The sequence below is a fragment of the Paenibacillus sp. 3LSP genome, assembly GCF_032465655.1.
Lineage (GTDB): Bacteria > Bacillota > Bacilli > Paenibacillales > Paenibacillaceae > Fontibacillus > Fontibacillus barengoltzii.
This window is the reverse complement of the sequence record NZ_JAWDJI010000200.1, coordinates 1-20,157: the sequence shown is the minus strand read 5'-3', so window position 1 is coordinate 20,157 and position 20,157 is coordinate 1. Positions and strand designations below refer to the sequence as shown.

Annotated in this window: 21 protein-coding genes; all 21 read right to left on the bottom strand. The window is 52.6% G+C overall.

The window, feature by feature from the left end:
* Nucleotides 1-118: 118 nt before the first annotated feature.
* Nucleotides 119-2,200 carry a glycine--tRNA ligase subunit beta gene (gene glyS, locus RW092_RS17090; RefSeq protein WP_316010778.1) on the bottom strand — a complete coding sequence of 694 codons (2,082 nt, stop codon included), beginning with the start codon at nt 2,198-2,200 and terminating at the stop codon, nt 119-121.
* Complete coding sequence (gene glyQ, locus RW092_RS17085; protein ID WP_036645656.1) at nt 2,193-3,080, bottom strand: glycine--tRNA ligase subunit alpha; 888 nt, start codon at nt 3,078-3,080, stop codon at nt 2,193-2,195. The genes glyS and glyQ overlap by 8 nt, the downstream gene beginning before the upstream one ends.
* Before the next feature lie 414 nt (nt 3,081-3,494).
* Nucleotides 3,495-4,244, bottom strand: coding sequence for a DNA repair protein RecO (gene recO, locus RW092_RS17080; RefSeq protein WP_085169645.1), 750 nt, complete (start codon nt 4,242-4,244; stop codon nt 3,495-3,497).
* A gap of 39 nt (nt 4,245-4,283) precedes the next feature.
* On the bottom strand, nt 4,284-4,415 hold the full coding sequence (locus RW092_RS17075) for a YqzL family protein (RefSeq protein WP_316010777.1): 132 nt from the start codon (nt 4,413-4,415) through the stop codon (nt 4,284-4,286).
* Nucleotides 4,416-4,533: 118 nt separating this feature from the next.
* Nucleotides 4,534-5,436 (bottom strand): GTPase Era, encoded by a 903-nt coding sequence (gene era, locus RW092_RS17070; protein WP_316010776.1) that lies wholly within the window; start codon nt 5,434-5,436, stop codon nt 4,534-4,536.
* Nucleotides 5,437-5,807: 371 nt separating this feature from the next.
* Nucleotides 5,808-6,215 carry a cytidine deaminase gene (gene cdd / locus RW092_RS17065; protein ID WP_316010775.1) on the bottom strand — a complete coding sequence of 136 codons (408 nt, stop codon included), beginning with the start codon at nt 6,213-6,215 and terminating at the stop codon, nt 5,808-5,810.
* Nucleotides 6,216-6,299: 84 nt separating this feature from the next.
* Nucleotides 6,300-6,674 (bottom strand): diacylglycerol kinase family protein, encoded by a 375-nt coding sequence (locus RW092_RS17060; RefSeq protein ID WP_316010774.1) that lies wholly within the window; start codon nt 6,672-6,674, stop codon nt 6,300-6,302.
* Nucleotides 6,674-7,171 (bottom strand): rRNA maturation RNase YbeY, encoded by a 498-nt coding sequence (gene ybeY / locus RW092_RS17055; protein ID WP_016311457.1) that lies wholly within the window; start codon nt 7,169-7,171, stop codon nt 6,674-6,676. The genes RW092_RS17060 and ybeY overlap by 1 nt, the downstream gene beginning before the upstream one ends.
* The gene (locus RW092_RS17050; RefSeq protein WP_016311456.1) at nt 7,143-9,434 is read right to left on the bottom strand and encodes an HD family phosphohydrolase; all 2,292 of its coding nucleotides are present in this window, start codon (nt 9,432-9,434) and stop codon (nt 7,143-7,145) included. Before RW092_RS17050 ends, ybeY begins: the two co-directional genes overlap by 29 nt.
* Before the next feature lie 49 nt (nt 9,435-9,483).
* Nucleotides 9,484-10,455: a PhoH family protein gene (locus tag RW092_RS17045; protein ID WP_016311455.1), complete on the bottom strand. Its 972-nt coding sequence runs from the start codon at nt 10,453-10,455 to the stop codon at nt 9,484-9,486.
* Between the two features lie 6 nt (nt 10,456-10,461).
* Nucleotides 10,462-11,643 carry a sporulation protein YqfD gene (yqfD, locus tag RW092_RS17040; protein WP_016311454.1) on the bottom strand — a complete coding sequence of 394 codons (1,182 nt, stop codon included), beginning with the start codon at nt 11,641-11,643 and terminating at the stop codon, nt 10,462-10,464.
* 3 nt (nt 11,644-11,646) lie between these two features.
* Nucleotides 11,647-11,934 (bottom strand): sporulation protein YqfC, encoded by a 288-nt coding sequence (gene yqfC / locus RW092_RS17035; protein WP_016311453.1) that lies wholly within the window; start codon nt 11,932-11,934, stop codon nt 11,647-11,649.
* 180 nt (nt 11,935-12,114) lie between these two features.
* Entirely contained in the window at nt 12,115-12,558 is a 444-nt protein-coding gene (locus RW092_RS17030) for a GatB/YqeY domain-containing protein (RefSeq protein ID WP_009225545.1), read from the bottom strand.
* A gap of 16 nt (nt 12,559-12,574) precedes the next feature.
* On the bottom strand, nt 12,575-12,748 hold the full coding sequence (gene rpsU, locus RW092_RS17025; RefSeq protein ID WP_005547957.1) for a 30S ribosomal protein S21: 174 nt from the start codon (nt 12,746-12,748) through the stop codon (nt 12,575-12,577).
* 131 nt (nt 12,749-12,879) lie between these two features.
* A complete protein-coding gene (locus tag RW092_RS17020) occupies nt 12,880-13,245 on the bottom strand; it encodes a histidine triad nucleotide-binding protein (RefSeq protein ID WP_316010773.1) in 366 nt (121 codons plus the stop codon).
* Nucleotides 13,246-13,493: 248 nt separating this feature from the next.
* The gene (locus RW092_RS17015; RefSeq protein WP_316010772.1) at nt 13,494-14,648 is read right to left on the bottom strand and encodes an ABC transporter permease; all 1,155 of its coding nucleotides are present in this window, start codon (nt 14,646-14,648) and stop codon (nt 13,494-13,496) included.
* Between the two features lies 1 nt (nt 14,649).
* The gene (locus RW092_RS17010) at nt 14,650-15,774 is read right to left on the bottom strand and encodes an ABC transporter permease (protein WP_316010771.1); all 1,125 of its coding nucleotides are present in this window, start codon (nt 15,772-15,774) and stop codon (nt 14,650-14,652) included.
* A 43-nt stretch (nt 15,775-15,817) separates the two neighbouring features.
* A complete protein-coding gene (locus RW092_RS17005) occupies nt 15,818-16,753 on the bottom strand; it encodes an ABC transporter ATP-binding protein (protein ID WP_028537911.1) in 936 nt (311 codons plus the stop codon).
* Between the two features lie 137 nt (nt 16,754-16,890).
* Nucleotides 16,891-18,003 (bottom strand): sensor histidine kinase, encoded by a 1,113-nt coding sequence (locus tag RW092_RS17000; RefSeq protein WP_316010770.1) that lies wholly within the window; start codon nt 18,001-18,003, stop codon nt 16,891-16,893.
* Between the two features lie 3 nt (nt 18,004-18,006).
* The gene (locus RW092_RS16995; RefSeq protein WP_028537910.1) at nt 18,007-18,750 is read right to left on the bottom strand and encodes a response regulator transcription factor; all 744 of its coding nucleotides are present in this window, start codon (nt 18,748-18,750) and stop codon (nt 18,007-18,009) included.
* Nucleotides 18,751-18,784: 34 nt separating this feature from the next.
* A partial coding sequence (locus tag RW092_RS16990; protein ID WP_316010769.1) for an SbcC/MukB-like Walker B domain-containing protein occupies nt 18,785-20,157 on the bottom strand: 1,373 nt, incomplete at its 5' end.

The window sequence follows — 20,157 nt, the reverse complement described above, 5'->3', positions numbered from 1 at the left end:
AATACCTGAATCTAAACAAGACTCAGGTGAAACTCTCGTTTTTTGCTAAATAGCGATGGATGGCTGACGGCAAGCCCATCGCTAGCCGTCAGCCATACTTTTGCTTCATTGCCTTCTATTATGCCCAAACCAGTTTGCCGAAATCGGCAAAAGCTTTGAGATCATCATCAATCGCCGCCAGCAAGGCCAACCGGTTCGTCCGGATCGCATCATCCTCCGCCATAACCATGACGGCATCAAAGAACACGGTAATCGCATCTTTTAATCCGCTGATCAGTTCCAGCGCACCAACCGCGTCGCGGGCAGCCAGCGTCTCCCGGTATTTATCCGAGACCGAACGCCATGCCTCGTACAGCGCTTGTTCTGCAGGTTCAGAGAGCAGATCGGAGCGAACCTTCTCACCGGTGGCTTTGGCCGCCAGATTGCTGACCCGTCCAAACGATTCAACGGTTGCTTTGAACTCGTCCTTCGCATCTACCGCTTCCATCAGCGCCTTGCCGCGTGCTACCGTCGAGACAACATCATCATAGCCCGCCGACAGAACGGCGTCGACAACGTCATAGCGGAGGTTTTCGTCCGAAAGCGTCTTTCTGACTCGCAAGCCAAAGAAATCCAGCAGATCCTTCATGATTTCATCTTCGCTGCGTTTCAGCCCGCGGAATTGTTGATGCGTCTCCAGCGCCAGCTTGAAAATCTCCGTAAGTGAAACGGACAGCTTATGATCCACGATGATTTGCACGATGCCGGCAGCCTGACGGCGCAGGCCGTACGGATCCTGGGAGCCGGTTGGAATGATCCCAATGGAGAAACAGCCAACAATCGTGTCAATCTTATCCGCGATGCTGACAATCGAGCCAACGGTTGAAGCAGGAACGGCATCATCGGCAAACCGCGGCTGATAATGCTCAAAGATCCCTCTGGCCACCGCTTCGGGTTCGCCGGCTTTACGGGCATAATCTTCACCCATAACTCCTTGCAATTCAGGGAACTCGTAAACCATCTGAGTTACGAGGTCAAACTTACAAATTTCCGCTGTACGCGCAGCAGCTTCGGCTGTTCCGGTATCCGTCCCCAGCATCGCCGACAACTTCTCGGAATTGCGACGGATGCGGCGCACTTTGTCCCCGATCGTACCAAGCTCATCATGGAACACGATACTTTCCAGCTTGGACAGCGCGTCTTTAATCGCCAACTTTTGATCTTCCTCATAGAAGAATTTCGCGTCGGACAACCGAGCACGAAGCACCTTCTCGTTCCCGCGGGCAATCACGTCCAGCGACGTGTTGTTCCCGTTACGCACGGTGACGAAGTAAGGAAGCAGGTTGCCTTGCGCATTCAGTACCGGGAAGTAGCGCTGATGTTCGCGCATCGAGGTAATGAGCACTTCCTGCGGAATGTTCAGGAACGATTCTTCGAACGTACCGTACAGCACCGTTGGCGTCTCGACCAAGAACAGGACTTCCTCCAGCAAATCTTCCTTCACGGCGATGTGCCAGCCTTTTTCTTTAGCCAAGGCGTCGATTTGGTTCTGGATCAAAGCTTGACGTTCATTAACGTCTGCGATCACGTGCTGGCTGCGCAGCGTTTCCACATAAGCTGAAGGTTCTTCGATAACGGTTTCCGTTCCAAGGAACCGGTGTCCCCGCGTCACGTTACCGGATTTCACTCCAGCGATTTCAAGCTCGATGACGTCTTTGCCGAACAACGCCACCAGCCAGCGAATCGGGCGCACGAACTTAAAGTCGTAATTGCCCCAACGCATGTTCTTCGGAAAATTCATCGCCTGCAAAATGCCCAGCAATCCGTCAGCAAGAAGACTCGATGTCTCTACACCAATTTTGCTTTTGCTGACATAAACATACTCCGTACCGCCAACCTCACGGAACGTAAATTGCTCCGGGCTGGCTCCCTGGCTGCGGGCAAAGCCAAGTGCTGCTTTACTCCACTGTCCGTTTTCATCCAGGGCGATTTTACGCGAAGGCCCTTTTACTTCCTCATGCACGTCCTCTTGCTTTTCTGCCACATCTTTGACGAGGACAGCCAGTCGGCGAGGGGTTGCATAAGCCTCAACGGCTCCGTGTTGAATGACCGATTCCTCCAGCCATTTCTCCGTCCGCTCCTTTAATTGCTCCATCGCGGCGCGGATGAACCGGGCCGGCATTTCTTCCAGTCCAATTTCAAACAACAGATTCTTAGCCACGTGCAGCACCCCCTTTCTGAAGCATCGGGAATCCAAGCTTCTCACGTTCCTCTAAATAAGTTGCTGCAACTTGACGGGCCAAATTCCGCACCCGCGTAATATATCCTGTCCGTTCGGTGACACTGATCGCCCCACGGGCATCCAGCAGGTTAAACGTATGCGAACATTTCAACACATAATCGTAAGCCGGGTACACCAAATGCTGCTCCATTGCTTTGTTCGCTTCTTGCTCGTACATGTTAAACAGCGTAAACAGCATTTTCACATCGGAGATTTCAAACGTGTATTTAGAATGCTCATATTCCGCCTGATGGAAAACATCACCGTACGTCGTGCCGTCCACCCATTCGAGCTCGAACACGTTCTCCTTGTCTTGAATGTAGGAGGCCAGGCGCTCCATCCCATAAGTGATTTCTACGGCGACCGGGTTCGTTTCGATCCCGCCGACTTGCTGGAAGTAAGTAAACTGCGTAACTTCCATACCGTCCAGCCAAACTTCCCAGCCAAGACCCCATGCGCCTAAGCCCGGATGCTCCCAGTTGTCTTCGACAAACCGGATGTCATGCTCCAGCGGGTTGATGCCGAGCCGCTTCAAGCTTTCCAGGTAAATCTCCTGGATATTGTCCGGCGACGGCTTCATGATCACTTGGAACTGATGGTGCTGGTACAACCGATTTGGGTTCTCCCCGTAACGGCCGTCCGCTGGACGACGGGAAGGCTCCACGTAAGCCACATTCCACGGCTCCGGGCCAATCGAACGCAGGAACGTCATTGGGTTCAGCGTACCGGCCCCTTTCTCCACGTCATACGGCTGCACGACGATGCAATTCTGTTCTGCCCAGAACTGCTGGAGCGTCAAGATCATTTGTTGAAAGTTGATACTCATGGCGAACCTCATCTCCTAACCTTCAGGTTTGTTCAGCAAGCATGGGCTAGAAGGGAAAATAAAAAGCCCCCGCCTCTACGCCTGCTGTCAGACGTAGGGACGAGAGCTGTAAGTCCCGCGGTTCCACCCTACTTGATTTGCCGCCGCCTCCTGTCGGAGACCAAGGCTGCAAATCCGCTTTTCACGATCTGTTTGTGCTCCCGGGCTGCCGCTTCACAAGACCGTCTATCCGGGCTCCCACCCTCCCCGGTCGCTTGTTCCCTCTCCTGATCCTCAACATCGACTCAGAAAAAGGGGGTCATAGACTTCTTCTTGCTACTCTTCCCGTTCAACGCACAATTCTCCCTCTTGCACATTACATTTTGAGGGAGAAAGTCTTTTATATATTAACTAATTTTAGCTCGTTCGTCAAATTTCATACTTGTCCAGTTGATCGAGAAAATGACGGGATTTCAACTTCAGCCCAAGCTGCATATCCATGAAGGCACGCATCACAGTCTTTAGCTCCCGTTTCGTCTCGTCCTTCACCTCGACGTTTCCGAGCCGGCGCAGGTCCATTTTTTCAAATAACATAAGCAATTTAAGCACGCCCGGTGTGACCTGCATCGCGGCCGGATCTTGATGGCGGCAGGATCGGCAAAGTCTCCCGCCTAGACGCGGGCTGACATGCGGTGAATCGTCGACCCGCCCGCAGGAGACGCAGCTTTCAAATGAAGGTCCATAGCCTGCGGCCTGCAAGATTTTCATTTCGAAGAGATGGATGACGATCTGCGGGTCCTTGCCCGACGATAACCCGTCCAGGCAAGCCTTCAACTGAGTGAACCAGAAGCTGCCCACCTCTTCATCCTGCAGGGTCTTGTCCAACAGCTCACAGGCATACGAAGCATAGGCCGCGAGAAAAATGTCCTCACGCAAAGAAAAGTGAGACTCAATCATCTCACCCTGGTTCAAGGTGCCCAATCCGCCGTTTTGGCGGAAGAACACGTATTCTCCATGTGTAAAGGGCTGAGTCAGGGCCCCGTGGCGGCTCTTCACCTTTTTGGCGCCGCGCACCAGTACCCCGATTTTGCCGCTCGTTTCGGTACATAATGTAATAATTTTATTGCCTTCCCCATAGTCCATACTGCGGATGACAATTCCTTCCACCCTGTAGAGCATTTCGTTTCCCCCAAACTCGCCTCTCCCGCCAAATCCGTACTACTCGGCTTCTTCCTCTAGAATCAGCTCTTCGGCAGCCTCCTCCTCATACGCGCTGCTGGCTTCTTTGTAAAGCAAGTAAGCATCGACATCTCCAGTCATCGCAAAATACTTCCACGAAAAATCTCGCATTCGTATTCACCCTTTCTTCGGAAATGACGCCTGCATCTACAAAGATAGGATGTGCGCATGAACGGGATCTATGCGTTGCAATAACTCCCAGTATAAAGCTAGAACTAGACGTTACGGCTTAAGCGTCCTTATGGAACCCGAGGTCCTTCAAGATCCGTTCTTGGTTTCGCCAGTCTTTCTTCACCTTCACCCATAACTCAAGAAAAATCTTCGATCCAAGCAAGTTCTCGATATCTTGCCGGGCCAGCTTGCCTACTTCCTTCAGCAGCGCCCCTTGCTTACCGATAATGATCCCCTTCTGGGAATCGCGCTCTACAAAAATGACCGCGGAAATGTACACGACACCGTTCTCCTGTACGCGCATATCTTCAATCGTGACAGCGATGGAGTGCGGCACTTCCTCGCGGGTGAGATGCAAGATTTTCTCGCGGATCAGCTCAGCGCAGACAAACTGCTCCGGATGGTCCGTAACCTGATCCTCCGGATAATACTGCGGTCCTTCCGGCAGGTATTTGCCGATCAGCTCCAGCAGCCGGTTCACGTTGTTCCCCAGCATGGCGGAAATCGGTACGATTTCGCTAAATGGATAAAGCTGACTATACTCTTCAATCAACGGCAGCAATTGTTCTGGCTCTACGCGGTCGATTTTGTTCAGCACCAGAATGACCGGTGTCCGTACATCCTTCAGCCGTTCGATGATATAGCGGTCTCCACCGCCCAATCCTTCCGCCGCATCCACGAGGAACAATACGGCTTCGACTTCGCCAAGGGTGTTGAGCGCCGTCGTATTCATGTAGTCGCCAAGCTTCGATTGCCGTTTGTGAATCCCTGGCGTATCCAGAAAGACGATCTGCATCTCTTCCGAAGTATAGACGCCATGGATTTTATTCCGCGTCGTTTGCGGTTTATCGGACATAATGGCGATCTTCTGCCCGATGATCTGATTCATCAGCGTGGATTTCCCCACATTCGGGCGTCCCACAATCGCCACAAAACCGGATTTGAATTTTGCTTTTGCCATATCGTGAGTTCCTTTCATGTGACCTAATCCGTTCTTCCGTCGGAATCGGTCCGTGTTGGTTCTGTGAAGTCATGTTGCGTGAGAATCTGTAGAATCTGTACTGGATTCTGTGCGGGTTTCTGTAGTGGTTCATTTTGGGGTTCGACAGTTGGTTCCACCCGTCCGTGCGTAACGGAACGTAGAGACCTTATTTGCCTATTTCTCGGCAATTTCCCGCGCTAACGGAACTCAGAGCTCTTATTCGGCGCTCACAACAACCAATTCCCGCGAAAGGTCCGTAATAACGTCTCCTCGTTCCGTTAGAAATCCAAAACGCCTCTATACAGCTAAATAACGTCTCTCCGTTCCGTTAGAGATACTCCCGCCGCTTACTACTGTTCCTCCAGATGGGAAGGACCGAAGGCGTAGGGCAGCAACTCCCGTACCGTGGTCTGACGGATGTCGCCCTTCAGATTACCCAGGATGACAGGCATGTCCGGCCCGCATAGCTCAAACAGCACTTGGCGGCATACCCCGCAAGGCGCAACCGGTTCTTCAGTGTCGGCAACCACGGCGATGGCTTGAAACGTTCCGGGTTGATGCCCGTCGGCAATCGCCCGGAACATCGCGGTACGCTCCGCGCAGTTTCCCGGGGAATAAGCCGCATTCTCAATATTGCAGCCGTGATGAACCTGTCCTTTGCTATCCAGCAGAGCTGCCCCAACGCCAAATCCCGAATATGGAATATATGCTGCTTTGCGGGCTTCGATCGCTTCTTTCATCAGTTGACCGTAATCCATAACCCTATCATCTCCTTCAACCATAGCAAAAATAAGTTACAGGGAAATCCACAGTCCATCCCGCCGTTATCAGGAGCACTGACCTTACAGCAGCCCCAACCAACGCATCAATGGCTGGTAAAAAATCAAGATCCCGATGACTACGGCGACAACCGCAGCGACCAGTACAGCCCCGGCCGCGGCATCCTTAGCGATCTTGCCAAGTCGATGCCACTCAGGGGCTGCGAGATCTACAACGGCTTCAATCGCCGTATTAACGAGCTCAAGAGAAATAACTAAGGCGATGACGAGCAGTAATAAGGCTACGTCTCTCGCGGGGAGGGATAACGCAATCGCCGCGGCAATCACAATGACCGCCGCGACGCAATGGAATCGCACATGACGTTGAGTCCGAAACGAGGTAGCGATTCCCTCCCACGCATAGCGAAAGGATGAACTCCAGCGATGCGACGGCTTCATTAGCGAACAAGCCCTACCTCGGCGAGCGCCGCTTCCTGTTTACCCATCATTTCCGCTTCGCTGACCTTATCTTGATGGTCATAACCCAACAGATGCAGGAACCCGTGCACAAACAGAAATCCGATTTCCCGCTCCAGCGAATGACCGTACTCCTCGCTTTGCGCTTTGGCTCGTTCCACGGAGATGATGATATCTCCAAGCATTTCGGTCATATCGTCCAGTTCTTCGTCTTCTTCCAATTCATAGACGATTTCCGGCTCTTCCTCCAGCGATTCGTTCATCGCAAACGACAACACATCGGTCGGCCGGTCGATGCCGCGATAATCGCGGTTTAATTCGTGGATCGCCTCATCGTCCACGAATGTAAGTGCCACTTCGCCTTCCGTGATGCCCTCCGCTTGTCCTGCGATCTGCAGCACCCGCTCTAAGAGATCGATCAACTCCTGACGGATCTCCATTTTATCTTGCTCATTGCTCCAAGCCAGCTGTAGGCCCATTGACGTTTTGCCCCCTGTCTTTCTCCTCGTTCTCTTTACTCTTCTTCACTTCCTCCGGATACTCAATCCGCGAATGGAAGATGCCCATGACCGTTTCCTTTAACGTTTGGGCGATGATATCGAGCTCCCGCATCGTCAGATCACATTCGTTAAACTGGTGATCGTCCAAGCGGCTCTTAATAATTTTCTCGATCATGGACTCCACTTGCTCTACTGTTGGTTTGCGCAGAGAGCGTACCGCTGCCTCAACACTGTCGGCAATCCCAACCACAGCCGCTTCCTTCGATTGAGCCTTCGGCCCCGGATATCGGAAATCATCTTCCGTGAAGTCCGGCTCGACGCCTTGCTCCTCCGCTAATCGCAGCGCCTTGTGGTAGAAATAATGCAAAAACGTCGTTCCATGATGCTGCTCGGCAATATCCCGAATCGGCTTCGGCAGCTTATATTCCTTTTGCATCTCCACCCCATCTCGGGCATGGGCGATAATAATCGATTTGCTTAACTTCGGATCGATAAAGTCGTGCGGATTTTCCATGTTGTTCTGGTTTTCGATAAAATAGCTCGGCCGCTTCGTCTTCCCGATATCGTGATAATACGAGCCGACACGGCACAGCAGTCCGTTGGCACCAATCGCTTCGGCGGCCGCTTCCGACAGGTTGCCGACCATCACGCTGTGATGGTACGTCCCCGGCGTCTCCGTCAACAGCTTGCGCAAGAGCGGGTGGTTGGGGTTCGACAACTCCACCAGCTTAAGCGCTGAGAGGATGCCGAAGGTGACCTCGAAGAACGGCATCAAGCCGATGACCAAAATCGTAGTCAACAATCCCCCCGCCACAGAAAATCCAAGCGCATATAACGTGCTGGTTTGCGTCCAGTCCTGATTATCAATTAGCTGCAGGGCAAAGATCGACAGCGCGCCAAACAAGCAGATCATAATCCCCGCCTTGAGCAGGGTGGAGCGTTGGCTGGCTCGGTGAATCGCGAAAATCGCTGCAAACGAAGTCACCAATGCGAAGAACCCAAATTGGAAATCAAAAATTTCGCTTTGCCGCTGATTCAAAATGATGCTAGCCAGGACGCTAAACAAAAACGAGCAGAGATACGCAAGCGGCAAATCCAATAGCAGCGTAATCAGCATCGCGCCAGTAGCAATCGGGGCTAAATACCCGACAAAAGCCTGCTGTTCGCTCTGCAGAATGTTGATAACATGCATCGAAGCAATCGTGATAAAAATAATAAGCAGCAGCATAACGAACTGCGCGTTGTTGTATTTGAACCGGCTGGCGCCTTCCGATTGACGAATAAACATAATCAGCCCGGTCGCCATCAGCAATGACAACAAAAGAAGCCCTAATTGCGGCGAATAATCAACCTCATCTTTCAGAAGGCCGTTCTTCTCCAGCAGCGTGTACATTTCCTGGGTAATTCTTTCGCCCTTATGTACGAGCACGTCCCCTTGCTTGATATATACCGTAGGCGTATTCTCGCGCGCTTCCACCTTCGCCGCCTTCGTTGCCTCTTCATCATAGAACTTATTTGCGGTGATAGACAGACGAGCAAGCTCCTGTACGACCTCGCGTGCCGTCCGTTTGCTTAAGGAGCTGGTGCTGACCATTTCCGCAACTTTTGCCCGTGCGGTCTGCGCTTCAACGATTGGATCCGCCGTCAGCCGGGCTACAATATCCGCAGCAACCGGCTTCATCGCGTTGATATCCTCTGAGGTTAAGCGAGGAATTTTGATAAACGTCTCTTCCGAGATGTGATATTGCTGTTCATCAATGCGCTGAGTTACTTCCTCAAATAAGGTCGCCGAATAAACGCTGGAATTCCGATTGTTCATGATGAAATTCTGCACATGATCCTTCACCCGCTGCGGCAGTTCCTCGCGGTAGATCTTGATCTTATCTTCCTCTGAAACCTGGTCGTCCTGGTTCAACCGAAAGATCCGGTCAAGCATTTGCGCGACAAGCGTTTCATTGCGGAGCGGCAGAATGGTATAGACCTGTCCTACCTTCTCAGCCGCCTCTTCTTGCGCTTTCAGCGTCGCCTTCGTATCCGGAATGTCCATCGGCGCCAAGATTTCCTTCTCGCTTGGCAAACCTACCGCAATGTCATACGTTTCGGGCAACAGTTTGGGCGCCAAGCTGACGTAGAACATAACGACAAGCAGCGCGAACAGAACATAACGCACGCTGGTGCTATACTTCCATCCTGCAAACCTGGATTGTAACGCGCTTTTCTTTTGCTGATCGTCATTAGTCATATTAGACAGCCCTCCTGAACATGGTAAACCCTAACAACATCCCAGAAGCTTACCCTAAGTTTTCGGCAGCGCGGTCGTACGCCATAATGATCTTCTGGACCAGCGAATGACGAACGACGTCGGACTCGGCAAATTGGACGAACCCGATCTCTTCGATCCCGCTCAAAATTGCCTTCGCTTCGACCAAACCGGATTTCTTCCCTTTGGGAAGGTCGATTTGCGTCACGTCCCCGGTAATGACCATTTTGGAACCAAAGCCCAGCCGCGTCAGGAACATCTTCATTTGCTCCGGTGTCGTATTTTGAGCTTCGTCCAAAATAATAAAGGAATCATCCAGCGTCCGGCCCCGCATATAGGCAAGCGGCGCGATCTCGATTAAGCCGCGCTCCAACGCCTTAGCGGTCTGCTCCGGTCCCATGACATCGTACAATGCATCATACAGCGGACGCAGATAAGGATCCACCTTCTCCTGCAAGTCCCCCGGCAAGAATCCCAGGCTCTCCCCTGCTTCCACCGCCGGCCGGGTCAAAATAATCCGTTTCACCGAGCCTTCCTTCAGCGCGCTAATCGCAAGAACAACGGCCAAATATGTTTTGCCTGTCCCAGCTGGGCCGACACCAAACACAACGTCCCGTTTCTTAATCGTCGTAACGTAGTGCTTCTGCCCGATCGTCTTCACCCGAATGGGCTTGCCGCGATACGTGATCGCAATTTCACCTTTATATAAATCAAGCAGCTGATCCGCGCGGAAATCCTTGGCCAAATCGACGGCATATAAAACGTCCCTTTCGGTCAAGATATACCCGTTCCGAATCAGTTCCAGTAATACCTCAAACAACTGCTCTACCTTCTCCGCTTCGCGTTGTTCCCCGCGGATGGTAATTTCGGATTCTCGCAAAACAATGCTTGCTGGTAAATGCTGTTCAATTAACTTCAGGAACGAATCCTGAGGGCCAAATAAAGAAAGTCCTTCAGCCGCACTGTGAAGCGGTAGTTTGATGTTCACCAGTTGTTCCGACAAATAGCCTCATTCTCCTTGATCTTGTACTATCGGCACTTCTTCCGCAATGTTCTGTTCTACTTCGAAATGCACTTTTATATAAACTTTACCATTGTCCGCCTTCTCATGCAAAATTTTTTGATCGAGAATGACGCTATCTGTGCCGTATTTCGCCAGAATATCGCGTTTTGCTCGCTCAATCCCCTCTTGTTTCGCCTGTTCTTCCGTCCGTTTCAGCTCAAGCTCCGTCGTTTCCATCACCTTCTCGGTCATCCAGCCAATCGGGAGCTTCCAACCGCGCCATGTCAGCGGATCCTGATCCGTCATCGTCTCGGATTGCGCATAGCTCACTTTCCCATAACCGGTGAACTGAATTGCAGTATCGCCAAAATATAAATACCCCCGTTGCTTGCGCTCTCCTGTATAAACCTTCTGCTTATATACCAGCGGCACTTGGATATTATACTCGTGCCAGACGATACCGCGAATCTTCGCTACGGGCATGATCGGCTTGCCGCCCTGGAATCCCGACACCAGCACTTGTCCTTTCTTCACCCGGTCGTTTTTCCTGACCTCCGGCTGACCTCTCTCCGCATAAATATGGGTGATCACCGCGTCATGCTTGCTGACCAAATGGCTTGGGCTGACCAGCTTCTGATCCTTAGGCTTCGTTGCCTCCACCACTTGGATCGTAATTTTGGTCCCCGTACGAGTTACCCCAACCCAGGACGTACCCGGCAGCTTGCGGCTCAGCTCGGCAGACAGCTTGTCCTGCTCAGGCAAACGAAAAATCCATTGAAACGGATAAATCCCCTCCTGTCGCGCCGCTTGGAGAATGTCTTGGGAGGCAATCTCCTTGTTGCCCACCACCTCGACATCCCAGACTAGCGAAGATAAGCAAAAAATCGCCGCAATAAATAAAGCGAATCCGGCGATAAACCCCTTCCGCTTCCACACGCGGCCTAACACAAACGGGACCCCGGAGCGGCCCTGAACCGACAATCGGCAGCCTGTCCGTTTCAAGAGCGGCCGCAGCCGGAAGAAATCGGGCAGCGCGATCTTCATGTTCATTTGCCCCCCAGGCAAGGGCTGGACATCCCAAATGTCGATGCCCTGGTGAGATAACTCATTCACAAGCTGTTCGATCGATCCTCCGCGGACCGTGACGGTAACGATGCCTCTCAGCTGGTTTAAAGCCGGTGATTTCACGCTTCATTCCTCCGTTCCACGATATTTAATGCCAAAGATCCGGCCCTCCACGACCACTTCTTCAGGCATGATAGCTTTAATAACCAAGCCGCTTCCCTCAACTTCCAGCGTTCCTTCACTCAGCGCCAGATGCAGCGCTTCGGGAGAGAAGTGGACCACGCCCCGATGATTTTCTATATACAGCTGCTGACCTCCAATTAAGGTGAGCCTCGGCAAATCGAATACAAGATCACTGGGCAGGTCGAGCGCATCGACCGTCCATTTGCGAATTTTGCGGACAAACCGGCTCATATGAGGCAATCCTCCTTCCCCTACTGTACAAATTATGCGGCCCGGCTTGGATTTATGAGAAGGGAAAAGGGAAAGCAAAAGCCAAGGCTGCATAGGACGGCAACCTTGGCTTGCATAGGGCATATAAAATGAAAAAACACCTTCTACGAATACATCGTAAAAGGTGTTTGTCTCTCGAAGTTATGGCAAAAGCTGTTGAACCGTCTGGTTTACGAGCTTACCGTCTGCCCGGCCTTTTACCTTGGGCATCAGTGCACTCATCACTTTCCCGAGATCGGCTTTCGAAGAAGCACCGGTTTCCTGGATGGTCTGCTGTACAATGACTTTAATTTCTTCTTCGCTTAGCTGTTCGGGAAGGTACTCAGCAAGGATCTCCGCTTCCGCTTTCACTTGCTCGGCAAGATCGTCACGACCCGCTTTCTCAAATTCTTGGAGGGCATCTTTGCGCTGTTTGATTTCACGACTTAGGATATCAAGCACTTCATTATCGTTCAAAGTTCTTTTCAAATCTATCTCAAGATTCTTGATCGTAGCACGAACCATTCGAATGGTGGAGAGCTTGAACTTGTCTTGACTCTTCATCGCTTGCTTCATATCTTCGTTCAATCGCTCGCTAAGATTCATCGTTGATTAAATCCTCCTAAAACTTTCTCTTACGAGCAGCCTCGGACTTTTTCTTGCGCTTTACGCTTGGCTTTTCATAATGCTTACGTTTCTTCACCTCAGCCAATACTCCATCTTTCGCGATGGAACGTTTAAAGCGACGAAGTGCAGCATCAATTGTCTCGTTTTTGCGAACTTTAGTTTCAGACACCAGTTTTCCCTCCCTCCGACCAGACCGTCCAAGAGCATAACACGGTTCATCAAACTTCATTATAGGGGAAAGAGAAATAGGGTGTCAACCTGAGCACCGGCTTTTTTCTCTTCCAAATTCTAAAAGGAGTTTTATAGCGCGTGGGAGCTAGAGGATTGTACCAATGCGCCCAGCTTGGCGCCTCCAATCAGATGATAATGCAAATGTGCGACCGCTTGTCCGCTGTCGGATCCGCAGTTATTGATCAGCCGGTATCCGCTCTCTGCCACGCCTAGCTTCTTCGCGACTTCCTGTGCAACGCGATGCATCTCACCGATCAGACCAAAATCTTCAGAAGCCACGTCATTCATGGAAGCGATATGCTTCTTCGGAATGACCAGCACATGTACCGGCGCAGCGGGTTGGATATCGTGAAAAACGAGAACGCGATCATCCTCGTACACCTTGTTCGATGGGATCGATCCTTCAACGATTTTACAAAACAAACAGTTGTCCATCAGAAAGCCTCCTAAACAGAATCTGTGATAGCTTTCATTTTACCGAAAACAGGCAAAAAAAAGAAGCACCCTGCCGCCTCACAGAATGAGTTGGCTTGACGCACGGACGTATTGGACGGAAACAGCTGTCGACTCTTTCTGTAACCAATACGTCCGGCGGGGTGCTTGTAAATAGGATGTCGGCTAACTGTAGTATAACAGCAGGTTGATACTGTTACTGTGATGTGCATCACTGGAAATCAAATATTTTAAACGAAATTACGCGTGTCGTTGTTCCGTGCGATCTTGTAAGCTGCCAGCAGGAAGAAAACTAGAGCGAACGCGGCCAGAACGGATAGGTTAAACCCGATCTGAGCTAAGCTTTCGCCTTGCTGCAGGTTTTCAATCGACTGAAGCACCCAGTGCTGGGGCATGAACTCAGAGATTCTCCGCACTGCTTCCGGCATGATCTCGCTCGGGAAGAAGCAGCCTGCCAGCAAGCAGGTTGGCGTCACGATGATATTTTGCAGCGCGCTGGAGATGCCGCTGTTCTTGGAGAACACGACGATGACGAGCGACAGGCCGATCGATACGAGCGCAAACAGCATCAGAAGCAGCGCCATCCGTCCAAACGGCACCCCGGTATCGATGTGGAATACAACTTCCAGGAAGAACAGGGTGACCACAATCTGTACCGCCATCACAATAAGATTGACTATTAAGATGGAAATGACAAAATGCTTGGCGTTGATTGGAGAAGAAATGATGCGGAAGAAAGTGCGGTCCTCCCGACTTTTCAGAATCAACTCCGACAAATTCACGGCCGACATCATCATCAACATTATGAGAAAGCCAATCGTTTGATACGTCATCGCCTGCTTTTGCTCGACAGAACTGTCAGCCGAATGAACGGTGAACGTAATCCCGGATTGTTGATAATCTTCGTAAAGCTGGGCGAATTTCGCCTCGTCTCCCTGAGCCACCCGGCTTAGGGCTGCCAAATTCCCAGTGTAATTGTAGAGCATCGCTTTCATGTAAGCAGTGACCGTTGTGCCTTTGACCGATTGAATTCCGATATGGTCAGGCTCCCCGGCAAGGATGCTATCGGAATAACCGGCACCCAGCACCAAACCGCTGTCCAGCTGACCGGCGGCCAGTTGCTCGCGAAGCTCCGCCTCCGTCACTTCCGTCAACCGAATTTGATCCAGTCCTTCCAGAAACCGAATCGTATCCGTTGCAATTGGTTTATCCCCATCTTGATTCACTACGCCAACTCGCAGTCCGGCATCTCCCCCGTTGCCATAAATCATCAACGATAATAAGATTCCGGCCAGCGGCAAGGCTACATATAAAATAAGATTACTGCGTTTGCGGAATGTCTTCCGCAGCGTTTGGGACGTCAACCACCAAATATCCTTAATCATGTTACAGGCCCTCCTTGCGCCGCATCATCCAGGCTGCCGCTGCCAACAGCACGATACCTAAACTTAAATTTAAAGCTACGACCGGCCACATCGCCGAAACTTGATTGTTATAAATAATTTGCGTAATCGCTACGTTCGCCCATCGAACCGGTGACAAGTTGGCTGCCGCCGCCAGCGGACCAAGTTCCCCCATCGGAAAGTACGCTCCTCCTAAGAATGCCGCGACTTGAGTAAAAATCAAGATCACGCCTTGCGTCGCCGCCTCTTTCAGCACATAGCTTACTGCGAGACCCAGACTAACGGCCATGATTACTTCCGAGCTTAGCACTGCCATCACCGCGCCCGGATGCTCTCCCCAATAAGCATTAAAGGCAAATTTACTAAAGAGAATCAGGAGGATGACGCACAACAGGTTCGTCACCATGTTGCCAAGTACTTTACCGGCGAAAATCTCACCCTTGGCAACCGGAGAGGCTGCTAGCCGCATGCTGGTCCCTTGGCGAATCTCCCCGGTAATCAGCCGGCTGGCAGATAGCGAGCTCCACAAAGCGATCATCGAGGTCATCGCCATCGCGTAATAATCGATGGAGCCCGGCTGACGGTCAGCTGCAATTGAAGTCTCTTTGATATATTCCCGCTGATTCGCCGCACCTGCTGCCAGCGCCCCTTCCGCCTGGCCGGGAGCGTTCTTCTCAATGGCCATGATCGCGTTGTATTGCTGGGCAAAGGCTGTCAGCATTCCTTGCACGACGTTGCCTTGAATCGGATCCCGGCCGCTTAAATAGAGCAACACACCTTGATCACTCAGTTCTACGTACTCATCGTAATGGTCGGCTTCAACCTCTTTCCGAGCGTCTGCGCCCGGAGCCAATTGCTCGAACGTTAATCCCATACCGGCCGTCTCTTGGGTAAACGCCTTGAAGGCTTGCGTTAAAGCCGGATTCTCACCGTTGTCCTTCACCAACACCCGAATATCCCCAATCTGGGCCGTACTCTCAAAGGCATTTGTCAGGGCAGTGCCTAGAATTAAGATCAGCACAATCGGAAAAGCGAGCATAAACACCAACGTCCAACGGTTGCGGACCTCCTGCTTGAGCTCCTTAAGTGCAATCGATATCGTATTCATTTCTCAAATCTCCTCCCAAAGCGATCGGTTTACGATCGCAGCCCTAGTCACGCAAGTTGCGTCCAGTCAGCGTCAAGAACACCGTTTCCAGATTTGGCTCCTGCTCCTCGACGGAACGAATGACCGCCCCGCCGTCGATCAGCTGCTTCAGGATGCCGCTCAAGTTATCCACCGACAGGTCGCTGTGTATGCGAATTTCGGATTCATGCGCCGTTACCGTCCTTACCCCTGGCAAGCGTCGGATCAGCCCCAAGAACGCCTCGCCATCCTGTTTCAGTTCAATGCGCACTTCCTTCATGTCGGTGATCGTGGCGATCAACTGCTCTTTCGTGCCGTCCGCGATAATTTTGCCATGATCGATAATGGCGATCCGGGAGCAGATTTCTTCTACTTCCTCCATGTAATGGCTCGTATAAATGATCGTGCAGCCCATTTGATTCAGCTTCCGGACGGAGGTGAGAATATAGTTACGCGACTGCGGATCAATGCCGACCGTAGGTTCATCCATGATGATCAGCTTTGGCCGATGCGCGATGGCACAAGCGATGTTCAGCCGCCGTTTCATCCCGCCGGAAAAGTTCTTTGGAAAGCTCTTCGCCTTATCCTCCAGACCGACAAAACGCAGCGCTTCCTCTACCCGTTCCTTCAGTTCCGTTCCCCGCAAGCCGTACAACCCGGCGAAGAACTTCACATTTTCGTAAGCGGTCATATCTTGGTAAATCGCCAAATCCTGCGGAACAATCCCTAGGTTCATTTTGGCGAAACGGTTGTGCTTGCTAATGTCTTTCTCCAAAATGCGAATCTCCCCACTCGTTGGTCGCAGCAGCGATGCAACCAGATTAATCGTAGTGCTCTTGCCGGCGCCGTTGGATCCTAGAAACCCAAAGATTTCCCCTTCCCGCACGGATAAGGACATATTATCAACTGCGATAAAGTCGCCGAATTTTTTCGTGAGTCCGCGAATCTCTAAAACGTTCATTGCAACCTCTCCATTCTGCTTCGTTCTTGACCCTATTGTAGAAAAAAAGGATGCCCTTATGTCAGTGCATAAGTTCATCCTTTGTGCATGAGAAAATTCATATTGTCTTGGGGACGGACCCCTGTCAATGAGGTTCTTCATGGTTTGGGAGGTGCGTAGGGGATTAAAGTAGTCACCTTAAACCCTTGCGTGCCGTCCGCAATGACCGTGCCGTTCACCGAGGCCGCGCGCTCTTCCATGCCGATCAGCCCCATGCCTTTAACGATTTTGTCTTGACCACGTCCATTATCCGTTACAACGGCTTGAATCCATTGCCCGAGAACCCGCACCTCAACCTGTACGAAGGTTGCTCCACTGTACTTGGCTGTATTGGTCAGCGCCTCCGTCACGTTGTCATAAATGATTTTCCAATACAGCGGCGTAATTTTCTCCAGATCGCCGCTATGGACGACCAAGGTCTGGAGGCCGGAACGGTTGCCAAACGCTTCGACAGCGCTCTTCAGCCGATGGATCCCTAACTGCTCCACCGGAGGCTTCAGGTTCTTCAACGTTTGTCGGATCCGTTCAATCGATTCCTGAGCGATGCCAATCGCATTCTGCAGCAGCTTCTCCGCCCCGGCCGGGTCAGTGTGCAGCACACGCTTGGCGGCCTCCATCTGGATCAGCGCCCCGGTCATCGAGTGGCCGACGCCATCATGAATTTCCTGAGAGAGGCGATTTCGCTCTTCCAACTTATACGTGTATTCCGAAGCCCGAATGAAGTCCTCATTGTCATTCAACTGCTTCCTTAGCTTATCCTGCTTCAAACGCAGCTTGTCCAGCTGCTCCTCCTGCCGGTTTAACCTCAGCAACAGACGATAAAAAAGATATCGATTAAACCAACTGATGATCACGATAAACGCATAAACCACTGCCAGCGTCCCTTTCAGGAAGAGCAGCGGGATCGCAAGCAACGCCGCAGCTAAGACGAGCGGGCTCTTTCCCTTGACCATTTCATAGGAGGTTGGCGGCAACAACAGCGCGAACTCCGGAGAGAAGTATACCGCGCAACAGACGCAGTAGATCAGCATTGCTCCATACAGCGCATTTCGATACGCCATTTTGGGAAGCAGCAGCGCCGTGAGGTCCAGAGCCAAATAAAGTAAAGCGAACAAGATCAGCCAAGAGGACGGGGAGGCTTCCCTGATATAAATCCAAGCAATGGCCAGGCCCAGCACGAGCCACTTATTGCCGATGCTCCACCGTTCCATAAGTTAGCGGACCCTCCCGGTCAAGTAATAAATGGCGATTTGCGTTCGATGCTCCAGCCCGGTTTTGTTCAGAATCGAGGTGATGTAGTTGGCTACGGTTCCCTCCGAAATAAAAATGTCCTTGGCGATTTCCTTGTTGGACAAGCCCTTGGCAATGCGGGACATGACTTCCAGCTCCCGTTCGGTGAACCGCGCCAGATCGCTTGGCGACAGACCGGTACCTTCCGGAGTTATCGCAGCGGAAGGGGCCGCCGGTGAAGCAGCCGTACTGGATTGCGCGCTCGCCGATTCCGGCGGAGGCGATACAGCTGTATCCTGCGAAGCCCCGCCAGAAGCAAGCGTCTGCTTCAGCTTATCCAGCACCACGTCCTGCAAGACGTTGTGGCCGTAATACACGCTTTTGATCGCGTCGCGGATACGTTCCGGGTCGTTGTTTTTCAGCAAATAGCCTTTGGCACCGAAGCGGATCGCGTCCATGATGTATTCATCATCGTCAAAGGTGGTCAGGATCAGCGGCTTCGCCAGTCCTTCCTCCGTCAGCAGCCGGGTTGCTTCCACCCCGTTCATATTGGGCATCCGCACGTCCAGCAGCGCTACATCTACCGGATTAGCGCGGCAGTAGTCGACCGCCTGTTGTCCGTCCTCTACGGTCTCCGCTACCTCAAATTCGTCAAAACTGTTTAAAATAATTCGCATTCCCTCACGGATAAACGAGTTGTCATCTGCGATCAGCACCCGTATCTTCATCCTGCTCCTCCGTTTCGTGTCCTTACTCAGGCAGCTACAGCCGTTCCAGCTTAATTTGGGAACCTGCCCCGCCGCTCTCCGCCGGAATGACCACCAATTTGCGGGCCAACCGGGTCTGCAGCTCGGCAACGTGGCTGATGATCCCCACCGAGAGATGGTCATGATGCAGATGCTCCAGTGAGGTGATGACCGTATCCAGCAGCTCAGGATCCAGCGTTCCAAAGCCTTCGTCCAGGAAAAAGAATTGCAACGGATACTGGCCGCGAAGCTGAATCTGTGCCGACAAGGCCAGCGCCAGCGCCAAGGAGGCGAGGAAGGTCTCCCCGCCGGACAATGTCGCCACCGGGCGCTTCACGCCGCCGCTTGCATCGTCGCGGATGACAAAGCCGCCGCCAGAGTCGGTCTCCAGCGCATACCGCTGCTTCGTCAGAAACCGTAAGCGTTGGGAAGCGGCATGACTGACGTTCATCAACTGCTCCTCCGCGACATACTCAACGAACGCGTTCCCGCGCAACGCCGATTGCAGCTTAGCGAGCAACCCGGCTTCATGCTCCAGCTGGCTGCGGACCTGCTCCAGCTCCTGCCAGCGGACATGCCGCACCTGCAGGTCCTCCCAGTCCCGCTCGGCCCGGGCCTTGAGCTGCAGTGCCGCTTCATCCTGCTCTTTTGCCGCAGCGAGGGCCGCTCCACTGTACTGCCATTCCTCGTCACTGACCGTTTGCCCCGCCAGCTTGGCATCCAGCTCACTTAGGCTGATCACAAGCTCCTGCTCCCGGCTGCGGTGTTGCTGCACTGTCTCCACGAGCAATTCTGCTTCGCCCGGGGCCAGCAGGTTATTTAATACGGAAGCTTCCTCCTCAAAAGGCGAAGCCTCCAGCGCCTGAACCCAGCGAACCTGAAGCTCGGCTTCCTGGTCCCGGGCCGCTGCAGCGGCTTGGGCCGCCAACGCTTCCGCTTTGGCAAGCTCATGGCTGCGGGCCGCGGTTTCGGTCTGCATCGCCCGGCTGCGTTCCGCCTGCTGACGAAGGGTTGCCAGCTTCTCCCGGGCTTCGGCAAGCAGCTCATCGACCGGTCGTTCCCCGGCCACGGCGTGCAATCTCTCCTGTTTCTCCCGAAGCAGCTCCTGTTTTCCCTGCTCCTGTACTTCCCATTGCACGAGCGTTTTGTCCAGCTCGATTATTTCGCCGGTTAATGCCTGCAGCTTGGCTGTCTTCTCCTCGATAAACGGCACGCTGACAGCCAGCCGCCCCCGCAAATCTTCGGCCAGCCGATCCTTGGCGGCATACGCCTCCATTTGCCGGGCGGCTTCCTCCGGCGAGAGGCCCGGGTACAGCTCGGCCCACTCGCGCTGCTTGGCCGCGAGGGCCTCACGATGCTGCGCGCTGCGGGCGGCCGCCTGCTTCAGCT